11 protein-coding genes are annotated in these 11,086 nt (G+C 49.3%); 1 reads left to right on the top strand and 10 read right to left on the bottom strand.

The annotated features are described in order from the left end of the window. Positions 1-268: RES family NAD+ phosphorylase (locus ACYU87_RS20910; protein WP_461136042.1), on the top strand; the 268-nt coding region annotated here is incomplete at its 5' end. 102 nt (positions 269-370) lie between these two features. Here the strand turns inward: ACYU87_RS20910 and ACYU87_RS20905 are convergent. From ACYU87_RS20905 to ACYU87_RS20860, 10 genes are all read right to left on the bottom strand, one after another. Then, positions 371-1,381: a cellulose binding domain-containing protein gene (locus tag ACYU87_RS20905; RefSeq protein ID WP_461136041.1), complete on the bottom strand. Its 1,011-nt coding sequence runs from the start codon at positions 1,379-1,381 to the stop codon at positions 371-373. Positions 1,382-1,396: 15 nt separating this feature from the next. Further along, positions 1,397-3,214: a choice-of-anchor Q domain-containing protein gene (locus tag ACYU87_RS20900; protein WP_461136040.1), complete on the bottom strand. Its 1,818-nt coding sequence runs from the start codon at positions 3,212-3,214 to the stop codon at positions 1,397-1,399. A gap of 18 nt (positions 3,215-3,232) precedes the next feature. Next, positions 3,233-3,550 (bottom strand): hypothetical protein, encoded by a 318-nt coding sequence (locus ACYU87_RS20895; protein ID WP_461136039.1) that lies wholly within the window; start codon positions 3,548-3,550, stop codon positions 3,233-3,235. 545 nt (positions 3,551-4,095) lie between these two features. After that, positions 4,096-4,587 carry an RES family NAD+ phosphorylase gene (locus ACYU87_RS20890; protein ID WP_461136038.1) on the bottom strand — a complete coding sequence of 164 codons (492 nt, stop codon included), beginning with the start codon at positions 4,585-4,587 and terminating at the stop codon, positions 4,096-4,098. Next, positions 4,587-5,012 (bottom strand): type II RES/Xre toxin-antitoxin system antitoxin, encoded by a 426-nt coding sequence (parS, locus tag ACYU87_RS20885; RefSeq protein ID WP_461136037.1) that lies wholly within the window; start codon positions 5,010-5,012, stop codon positions 4,587-4,589. The genes ACYU87_RS20890 and parS overlap by 1 nt, the downstream gene beginning before the upstream one ends. 402 nt (positions 5,013-5,414) lie before the next feature. Next, on the bottom strand, positions 5,415-6,326 hold the full coding sequence (locus ACYU87_RS20880) for an alpha/beta fold hydrolase (protein ID WP_461136036.1): 912 nt from the start codon (positions 6,324-6,326) through the stop codon (positions 5,415-5,417). Positions 6,327-6,628: 302 nt separating this feature from the next. Continuing rightward, complete coding sequence (locus ACYU87_RS20875; RefSeq protein WP_461136035.1) at positions 6,629-7,192, bottom strand: AAA family ATPase; 564 nt, start codon at positions 7,190-7,192, stop codon at positions 6,629-6,631. Between the two features lie 146 nt (positions 7,193-7,338). After that, on the bottom strand, positions 7,339-7,743 hold the full coding sequence (locus ACYU87_RS20870) for a carboxylesterase family protein (RefSeq protein WP_461136034.1): 405 nt from the start codon (positions 7,741-7,743) through the stop codon (positions 7,339-7,341). Positions 7,744-8,765: 1,022 nt separating this feature from the next. After that, on the bottom strand, positions 8,766-8,969 hold the full coding sequence (locus ACYU87_RS20865; RefSeq protein ID WP_461136033.1) for a hypothetical protein: 204 nt from the start codon (positions 8,967-8,969) through the stop codon (positions 8,766-8,768). Positions 8,970-9,643: 674 nt separating this feature from the next. Beyond that, positions 9,644-11,005, bottom strand: coding sequence for an erythromycin esterase family protein (locus tag ACYU87_RS20860; RefSeq protein WP_461136032.1), 1,362 nt, complete (start codon positions 11,003-11,005; stop codon positions 9,644-9,646). Positions 11,006-11,086 lie beyond the last annotated feature (81 nt).

The following is an 11,086-nucleotide window of genomic DNA, read 5'->3' as shown; positions in this document are numbered from 1 at the left end:
GGACATACCCGAAACGTATCATGTCGTGTCGGTAGCGGATCTACCGGCTACCTGGCAGGATGAGCAGCAAATTGAGGTTTTACAGTCTTATTTACAGGACTGGCTTGACGCGCCTGACAAGCTGAGTATATCGGTACCTTCTGCAATCGTTGACCGGTCTCGAAACTACTTAATGCATACGCTTCATCCCAGCTTCGAGGAAGCGGTCAAGATTGTGGAAAACGCACCCTTCCGAATTGATGGCCGTTTATTGAAGGCCAACGGATAGAAGTAGTCCATTCATTTGAGCGATTTATGAGATAGTGCCTCTACAAAAGAAACGCCTACCTCAAGCGAGGCAGGCGTTTTTAGCTTTATTTTCTACTTTGTGTTATGGCCGCAACAGCTTCACACTCTGTTGCTGGCTCTCGGTGCTCACCCGCAGCAGCAGCTGACCCCGGCTCTGGCCCAGTGGCAGACTCAATGATTCAGTTTCACCCGCCTGCTGGATGCGCTGTTCGTGAATGGTATGGCCCTGTAAGTCCACTAGTCGCAAGCTCACCGCCTGACCAGCTACGCCTGTAATCAAGAGCTGAGCCTGGTCACCCACCACCGGGTTGCCCAGTACTTTGACGGCCAACTCAGTCCCTGGTTCACTCGCCCCGAGTCGGGCGGGAGCTCCCGAGGGTGGAGTGCCAAAAATGAGCCGGTTATCCAGGTAAGCCGCTACTTTAGCGTTCAGACCCACGTTGCCATAGTTGGCCGCATACGAATAGTCATTGCTCTGGTTGAAGAGCCCATAGTCCGACCGAACCAGCCGGAAGTCGATCACCCCCAGACTGCTCAAGGCATTCACCGACATAGTATTGTTTGGAAAGCTCAGCTCCACGTAGCTGTCGGCCCCCTCTACCGGCGCAGGCAGTTTGACCACCCGGGCGGCTACCTTGGCGGCCCCCATGTCGGCATAGTCCACAAACACACTGGCTGGCTGGTTATTGTCCGAGGTGAAGTAGTAGCGCAGCTTGAGAGCCCCCACCGGCAGAGCCACGTTGCCCGTGTTGCGCAGTTCGAGTCGGGTCTGGATCTGGGACGTCGTCGTGCCGTCTTTTGCTGCCGAGTAAACCGCTACTGCCGTTTGTGACTGGACCGTTGTGGGCTCCTGACCCCAGATGATCGTGCCGTTACGATAAGCCGTCACCCGGGTATTGGGCATATAGTTCTGATAGTTGGTCGCATAGGAGTAGTCGTCGGATTCATTAAAGGCAGACCCGTCGGTTTTCTGGATGCCATTCTCGATGGGACCTGAGTTACCATTGGCCGCCAAGTTGCCCCCGCCGGGGAAGCTGTATTCGACGTAGCCAAAGGCCCCCTGGCGAGGCTGCGAAAGCGCCACATACTTCATATTGACCGCCCCTAGTTAGGCATAGTACACAGCCAGGTTGGTTGGCGGAGCTTGGCCCTCCGACGTGAACCAGTAGCGCACCGTTACCTCCCCGTAGGGGATGGCCTGCCCGCCCGCGTTGGCTAGCTGCAGGTAGGGCTTGATGATGTTGTTCTGGGTGTTGCCGTAGTCGGCATCCCTGTGCAGCACGCTAAGCGTGGTGGGCACTACCGTGAGTTGAAAACTACCCACCGGGCTGGTGCAGCCGTTCAGGGTGCAGGTGGCGGTGTAGGTCTGGGTACCGGTCATGGCTGTGGAGACGGTGAAGCTACTGGCCGCGTTGCCGTTGGCCATGACCATACCCTCCGAGCAGCCCAGCACCGTCAGGCTGACGGGCCCCACGTTCTGAGCGATGGTCAGATTGCTCACCCCCGCCGAGTAAGCATAGCCGCTCTGGGTCACTACCATAGGGGCCGAGGGCTGGGGCGTGACGGTGACACTAGCCGAACCGCTCATGGCTTGCTGACAGCTGGTGCTGGCATTGGTGGCCAGCACGGTATAGGTACCGGCGGTGGTTTGGTTGCCAAAGTCCAGGGCACTGCCTGTACCCGCAACAGGCGAGCCCACCGGGTTACCATCGCGTTGAAGTTGGTAGTTGACCCCCGTCTGGGATCCCGACAGGCCAACAACAACGCCAGCGCCACCCTGGCAGAAGGCCCCCCCACCGGTGACGGCGTACTGGGTAGGCAACGGATTGACCGTAATGGGAGCATAGGTAGTCGTTACGCTATTGCAAGCGGAGGTGACCACAAACTGATACGTACCACTCTGGGTGCTAACGCTTGTTGACCTGATTTCTAAACCTTCGGGAAATTGTATATAGCGAACCACCTCCGCATTATCTCGGTAGAGTGTGGCGTTGAAGGGACCAGTTCCTGCGGGCGTAACGCCAAACCTCACGAGATCCCCCGCGCAGACGGTAGTTGCCGATTGGGACGGGTTGGTGAGGGTGAGGGGCTGGCTGGGTGTACCCTGATACTCGTAGGCGCCCATGTCGATTTGGCCTTGGTTGTAGCGACGGGGATTACCGGCCAGGTCGGTGGCGGTGGTGTTGGCTGCGTTATTGCCCGCATCAATGGCGGGTGAGCAGGCGTTGAGCCGGGTATCGGTGGCACTGACAAAGGGCGAAACAGCGGTGGTTCGGTTGTTACCCCCATCGCTATAGCCAAATATGCCCGTCTCGAACAACGAGTAGGTTGCTGAGATGCGGGCTCCGGACGTATAAATCGAACTACCCACCCTGCCCCCATTCCCCTTGTTGCCAAATACGATGCAGTTGGTCATCACCGAATTACTGGTACCAGAATACCCTTCGCTGTAGATGGCCCCGGCCGAACTTCTGGATGAGTTATTCAGAAACGAGCAGTTGGTCATCACCGGACTACTGGTGCCCCCGTCAGACCCATTGTTGGTCATGGCCCCGCCCCCATTCGTAGTCGAATTGTTCTGAAACGAGCAGTTGATTAGTACTGGACTACTAGCGCCATAATTTCTCCCATCATTTAACATGGCCCCGGCCCCATTGATAGACGAATTGCCCTGAAACGAGCAGTTCCGCACCGTGGGGCTACACACGATGCCGCTGCTACTGGTACTACTATAATCGCCACGACCATTATTGTACATCCCCCCGCTTTCGTTTATACCAGTACCGCCGGTGATGAGGAAGCCATCGAGCACTGCCGAGTTGGTCAGGCCCGGCGGGTTGCTGATGACGCTGTAACTGTTATCAGCCGCGTTACCTGCAATGCCAATGTCGCCACTGAGGATTGTCGCCAGAGCATTAGCCGGCACCCGTTGGCTCAGGTTGTCTTAAGTGCCCGCGAAGCCGCCGTAGATCGTCACCCCGTTCTTCATAGAAAAGCTGACGCTACGATTGGTATTCGCATTGCCCCCGGGCTTGTAGGTGCCGACCGCCACCCAGACCTGCTGGGCGCCCGCAACGTTGATCTGACTTTGCAAATTACCGCTAGCGTTGTCCCAGCTACTGCCGTCGCCGGTGCCGGTAGCCGTTGGTTTAACATACCGAATGGTTTGGGCTTGAGCCAGCAGACCGGTACTCAATAGCAGCATAAGCAGACCGAGCGCCTGCCGGCTGAACCGGCAAAAAGAAGGTAAAAGATGGGTCATAAAAAAATAGTTAGTTGGTTACACAAGCGAATCTGCCTGGCGTGTTCTTGTCGGGGCATTTTCCGCCCCACGAACAGGCAAAAGGCGAGTGGACGCCCACCGGGCCGCACGGCTCTAGTGGGGCGTCCAATAGGGGGGCAAAGGTATCGTCAAGCGGTCCGCGGGAGGTGCATATTTCACCCAATTAGGTGCACATTTTACTCAATCAACGTAAAAATTTAGGTTATACCGCTGCATAGTTCAACGCGATAGGGAATTTGTCATATTATCACTGACCAAGAGCGGTACTGGTAGTGAGGGGCATACCAGTCTTGTTGGCTGTAGCCAGCTACAAGAAGTTATGCTTTGAGGATAGCTTGGTTAAGGTATGAGACCCTTGTTTCAATGCTCTGGGACTTATGGTAGTGGGGTAGGCCAACTGACAGTAGTAGCCGAGCTGACAAGCAGGTGCCATCTAGGCTTCATTCATCGTCTCTTTTAACGCCCATTTAAAGCGACGCTTACCAGTAGCCTATAAGAATGTATCACCAAAAATGCCCTGTTATTTAGGCTAAGCCCGCCGTTGGTAAACGTGGATCAATCGGGTAAGGCTGAATCGAGAGGACGCGGCACTCGCTACGCTGAGCATGTAAGGGATCTAACAATACGTTGCGGGAGGGTGACAGGGGAACAACCGCTGAAGGTAAGGCTAAACATAAGCACTTTCGGCGCTCGAACTGCTGTTCAGCAAAAAGCGGCAAGCCTACAGGGGTAGCATAGGGATCATCCCAGTCAAGAGGCAGTTCTTCCACGCGAACGTAGCTTATGGAGTGATCGGGTACGGCAATTTCACATAGTATCAGCGGAGGCAGGTCCGCCAAAGGCGTGCCATCTAGATGCACCATGTATTCCAGAAAACATAGCTCAGGGGTAGTGGCCGTGTAAACCATAGGCCGTCCTTTAGCATTCCAACGACCACCCCGTAACTTAGCCCCTATTCCCTCCAGGATGCGGTCACGGTGCGCGTCGGTTTGGATACGATACAGCGTGATGGCCATTAGCTGAAGACACCGTATTCAATACGCCCCAGGATGTCTTCGATCAACTGGACACCAGTGGGACTATCCAGCAGATCTAAGGGGGATCGATCCCCCAACAGCCGTAAAGGTCGACGCAGCCAGCGGTTGAACTTGCCTTGATCCTGGAAAACGGTTGTTCCATAGCCAGCCAATCGACCCAGTAGCAGCAGCTTTTCGGAGGTGGCGGCATCGAGTCGCCCAGCCTTAGCGTGTCGGTGGAAGGTAGCTGTCGATTGATTAAGCAGCCGAGCCATCTCTTTATCGGTAACCCCTAGTAGTCCGGCGATTCGTCCGGCTTCGGTGCCCAACAGCCCCTGGCGGGAGCGGTCAATGAGCTGAAGAGCCGTCAGTGGCTGAGGAGATGGATTCTGCTCGCTGATGTAAGCGGTTACTTGCGTTGCCATATTGTGCTATCGAAGAGGGTGAGCAGTCTCATTTGATAGCAATATAACTATCTTTTGATGCTTGCGGTTCATTCATGAACTGTAGGCATCAAAAAAGCTAGGTAAGCAACGAGACTAAGAAAGGTAGCCTTTAGTTGAAAGGGGGTAGTTCAGCGGAAAAGGACGAGGACACTTGAGTGGAAAATCTGTTGTTTATCTGAAGTAATATAAATTGCCGTCTCAAGTAGGAGCATTTTCGTGAATGATTCAATCAGAACTACAAATTGCATTTTCGCTGAATTTAAAAGACTACACATACTACATTTAGACTATGGCTTTAGCTAGTTGCACAACGGTTGTCTCAAGAAATAACCAATAAATCGTGGTAGGCATCTGCTAGCTCTGCCACGATCAGATGTAACTTTATCTTTGCTTACCAAAGGTGAGAAATAGGCCCACCAATAGCACCGCAACACCCAACCCAATAAAGACTTTTTCAGTAACCTCTGACGCTTCTTTAACCGTAAGAAGTTGGGGTTGTGGTTCATAGTGGCCATCCGTTACAGCCAGTATTAGCGCTACCGTTTCAGCCGGTTGATCCAATTGCGGAACGTGGCCACAATTCGAAAACCAGTGTAGTTGTGCATCAGGAAACAGCTTCATGGCCAACTTAGACTGACTGGGCGGACAAATCCGGTCCTGACGACCCCAGCCAATGACCAGATTCGGGATAGAGCCAACAGGTGCCCCCTGCTGCGGGGGGCCATGGGCCAGACTATCCAGCAGCTTGGTAAAGCTGGGAGTCGGTAAAAACTCCCGAAATTCATTCAAGGCTACCCCAGCTGGAATCGTCCAGGGGTGGGCCGAAAATTGAGCGAACAGCACTGTTCGGCTCAGGGGATTGCTGACCAGGGGTATTAAGATGGGTTGGATGAGCTTGGATAATTGAGCTGATAGTCGAACTGACTGGTAGAAATAGGCGACCTGCCAGCCTTGCCAGAATCCACCTGGATCCAGCGATACCACCGAACCGACCACTTGGCCACGTCGAGCTAATTCAAGCACCAGCCTGGCCCCCATTGAATTACCCACCGCATCGATGCCCAGCAGTTGGTGCTGGGTTAAAAAGTCGGTCACCGCATCGGCCAGGGTAGGAATGGATACCTCTCCCAGTAGAGCCGGTGATTGACCGAAACCCGGCAAATCCAGGGCAATCACATCCCGCTGGGTGGCTAACTCATCCATAATGAGATCCCAAACCTTTAGGGAACTCCCTAGGCCATGGAGCAATAATAGGGGTTTACCGGTCCCACGCCGGATATAGTTCATGGTCATACGTATGAGTCAGTAGATCTAAAGGCTGCACTGAACAACTTAGCGTACTATGAACGGCTACCGGTGCATATAGTTTAGAGTAGGTGAAGTGGCAATCGGGTACCGGGACTTACTACCTGGAGCACAATCATACTGTCCTGCAACTTTAACCGTCAACCATACATACACTTGAGCCTAAGGGGGACTACTATTTAATTAAAGGCCCCAATTATAGATACTATTCCGTCTCATTTGAGAGCGTTTGATAAGCATACGTAAAACAAGGGTCGCTAGACAAAACCGAACAGTACATACTGGATCTTTTATGATTGATTAAGCCACTCCTTGATTCGTTGAGCGGTTGCCAGTGGCTCTTGGAAAGTGATATCAATCGTCAATAATGGCTTTTGGCCTAACTCGCCTTCCCGCGTATTCATCCGATAACTCGTCTCAAAGTAGAGTAGGGATGATTCCGACGAGTCAACATCTCGTTTTGAGGGCTTACAGGCTAACCGATGCGCATCGCGATTTCGCTTCAACCGTTCGGATAGGTCGGCTTTTAGTTCGACATAGCTCACGGTGGCTCCTTGTTGATGAAATACGTCTGCTACCTCATCTATGTAGTCCGTATCTGCTTGTTCATTAAAATCCCAGACATAGGTAAAGATCAAGCCATCTAAATCACTGGTTGCGATCTCCTCAAAGAACGCAAAGCGAATTCGCCGATCAAGTCGCTCAAAAGCGGGAGTGCCAAAGTCAAAAAACTGATGGACCAGTTCAATCGACATGTGGTTATGGAACAATCGCAGGTTGGTTATTTTTTCTAGTTCCTGACCAACGGTCATTTTACCCACGGCGGGTGGCCCAAAAAGGATGATTAATTTCATGAGTAAAACTACAAAATAGAGTGTCTACCCAAACGCGCCGAGTAAGAACCACATACATGAATCGTCTCCTCGTCTCACTAGGGAGTGTTTCAGGAGACGTTACGCTGGTTCCAATGGCTATAGAGGTAATAAAAGAAGGGAAATGCCTATTTTTTCAGACTGCTCCTGTCCTGTTGGCTCATCCGTTTCTGAGCAAATAGCCAGTCCAGTATGCCGGGCATAGCGTTTAAACTGGGGTTAAGATAGTGCCCCACGTTGGCAAACTCGGTGTAGTGGGGGTGTCCACCTGCTTGTTGGATAGCCCGAATGACAGTCCGGCACCCGTCAACGGGTACATTCCGGTCCTTTTCTCCATGGAACGCCCAGATGGCTACGTCAACCATATTCTTGGCTAAGGCAGGATCACCGGTTCCACTCAAGGGCAGGGCAGCGGCAAACACTCCGGGGTGAGTCCCGATGAAAGACCAAGCCCCATATCCCCCCAGTGAGTGGCCCGCCACATACCGCCGGTTGGAGTCAATACTGAATTCGGCTTCCAGGGCGTTCAGCAACTCAAAAACGATCTGTTTTCGTAGTGAAATGCCGCTGAATCAAACTCATTGCTCGTGGCTGAAGTGACTCGAAATGACTTTTGCAACAGCCACATTGATTATATAACAGATTTTCTTAGCATGAAGTGGTACAATAAACCGATTCCGCCAAGAACCAGTAACATAATAGCTTTCTCTATCATAGCACCTGTTACTATTGCTCTCTTAGTTCTTGATTGAAGGGAGAAGCATTTGATTGATGAGTGCCCACGATTTACTATTGGATACGGAATGACTGTTAGTGGTGACGGCAAGTCGCTTAACTATCGATATGTTGTCAAGGGACATACCTATATTGGAACATGGGGGCAAAAACCTCGAAGTTGGAGTGATTATTGGCAGAGTAACTTTGTAGCGAAAAATTTCTTGTACGAACGATTTTTAGTTCGCTTTAACTGTAAACAGCCTAAGGTTAACCGAATCGATTGGAGCCGCTCAATCCCAGATACTATTACAGCAGCTCCTTATGAAGGATGGCCAAAACTAACCCAAGAGTTTGCCAAAACTGAATTCGCTGATTAACATATTGCCACTTATATAACAAAAGATGAGGAATCGACTACTTTACATTTTAATCCTAATCCTGCTTACTCTATCATTTCCCATTTTCCATGAATACTTTCGATCTTGGCCAGCATCTGGTGTATTAAGGTCGATTTTAATGCTTTTCGGCTTGGCACTCTCGGGCCCTCTATTGATTTTGTATAGCCTGCTTGTTCACCTTTTTGCTGATGTTAAAGGCAAGAAAGCTCTCTCTGCACTATCTCTATTAGTTGGCCTCTCTTGGGCAATATACATTGTCTATACTACATCAAATGGAATTGACTAAAAACAAGAAGGCTTCACTCAATGCTTATTGACGACTTCTATGATTAGTCGACTAACATAAGATTAGTTATACAGCAGAGTTAGAAATAGTGCAAAATCACCTCAGATTGATCAATAAGGCGATTTTGCACTATTTACATTTATTTGTATTCCGTTCAAAATTTAGCTTCGTCCTCTTCTACGGAATCGCCTTCCTCATCCTTGGTTTGGACGAGTTCCGTTTTGATTCCATTGTCGATATAGCGTTCTCGGCTTTGTGATAATACCGGACCGGCTCCGTTAATGCCTATCCCACATAGAGCTAGCATGACTAAACATACCAAGCCAACAAGCTTGAACAGCTTTTTAATGCGTTTCACCAACATGTATTAATGTATTAAGACTACCTGCCAGTAGTGATGAGAAGAATAGTAAATTGAGCAGCCGCAGACGGGCTTTTAAAAGAGGTATTAGCCCCTAGGAGAGCCTAAAGAAGGCTCGTCGGCACTAGCAGGAATTGTCTTGACTGAATTAACGAGAGCAAAGCGCGTGAACGAGAAAGTAGTCCAGCGAACTATCTTTAACTGATGAGTAACCCGTTCATTATAAGTCCTCAGATAGGCAAATTGACTGGATTGGTTTAGAGTGAAAAACCTACTTGAACATTGTCTTTCTTGGACTAACTGGGCTTGCTTAACGCTTGGCGTAGTAGCCATTGCCAGTTCCGTCTTAACGCTTACTGGTAAGCTGTTCTGACTGTTAATATCCCCTCCTAAACCAGCCAAAAGACTGCACAGCAGGGCTACGATCAGTAACCACTTCGTTAAGCTGCCTGGATTGTCTATATGGGGTGCTTTCATGCCCTTGAATTCTAAAGACAAGGTAAGTAATCTTTGGTTATTACTACTTTAAACCTCTATTTATCAACTCATTATTTTGCACTATTTCTAACTCTGTTGTATAACTAACATTATGTTGTGTGAAACTTTTGATAAAAGTCTGTTCGCAGTACTATAGACTGAACCCAGAAAAGTATAAAAGTTTACTTTCACTTTCAGGGTAGTCGCTGGGTAGGGGTCGTATCTCGAAAATGAATGAGTACATCTAAACTGGTGCTTAAAGGTATGTCATAAAATGACTTATTAGGTTTGTTTTCATCATAGCTAGCCCCAACCAGTAAAAATGGGTGTTGGGTATTAAACCAATTGCCTGACGCAGTGCTCGAATTGACCTGCTGTAGATTTAGAATGTAATTTGGATACTGGCTCTTCCCTAATAGATAATTATACGAAGCAGGCTCAACGGAACCTTGAATAGACAATCTGGTAATGGGGGCTTCAGTTAAAGCGCCATTACGCACTGTAAAACTACCACTGGTTAAACTGGTGCCTATTATCAGATACTGATTTTTTAACTGTTGTTTGAGATAAGTGCCCATTGAAGGCTGATTACAGTTTACACCAGGCAGATTTGCTACATGACCAGTGTGGGCCCACAGACTTAGTTTACTAACATTCATTTTTGTTAAAATCCACTGAACATTCTCCGCCATATATTTGTCTCGCCTAATGCCGTAATTACAAGCATCGCCACTGACTAAATCTTGTTGTTGAATCAAGATACGAGCGGCTTGTTTGGCTACCTCATAATCTTGCCGACCACCAGCGATGGCCCATTTGGTCTCATTTTGAACAAATAGACTATATAATTCGGGTATCTTTTGGGCGTATTGTTGGAAGAAAGTGGGAGAAGTAGCGCCGATAGTAAGAGTAAATAAGTTCGACACGGAGTCAATCTTGACAACAGATGCAGGATCAACTTTGGCTAAGAACTCGCGGATAATTGGGAATTCGTCATCGGCATATTGACAGTCTATGCCATAAAAAGAAATTTGTTGAGCGGCTCCCTTACTCGCATTATACTCCCGCATCCATTGGAACAATTGGCTTACTTCTTCAGTGGCCCAAGGCCAGAAATAGAGGTTTTTAGCGGCCGTACTGGCAGAGGTCAAGCTCGTAGTTTGGCCATGAATGAATCGATTAATCTGAACTGAGCGACCAAAATTTGCTTCGAAACCTAATGTCTGATGCTGGTGAATTTGCACTAAATATCGAAACAAACGATCTTTCATTTGGAAGAACTCACGACTACCATGCGTTGATTCGCCCATGCCCACTACTTGAACTTGCTTAAATAATGTGTCTAAGCTAGCGAGTTCATTAAATTCCCGAGTGGGGTCAGAATCTTTGATGGGTGATATGCGCTTGTTAAGGTCCTGAACAAGTAACAGTTGATCCGCTGATAAGTCAGATGCTGGATTAGGGTCGGTGTGTTTACAACCGATATACAGCAAACAGCTGACTAATATTATCGACCAGTTAGCTAATCGAAATATAGAAAAAAAATTGGTGGTCATTACAAGTTATTTCTGTTATATAAGTGCCGTTATGTAAAGTAGAGCCTCCTGAAAGCCTACCTAAAAATAGCGGAAAGCCTG

The sequence above is a fragment of the Spirosoma lituiforme genome (assembly GCF_054776635.1).
Note: the sequence above shows the minus strand (reverse complement) of the source record. Positions and strands in the feature narration are given on the sequence as shown.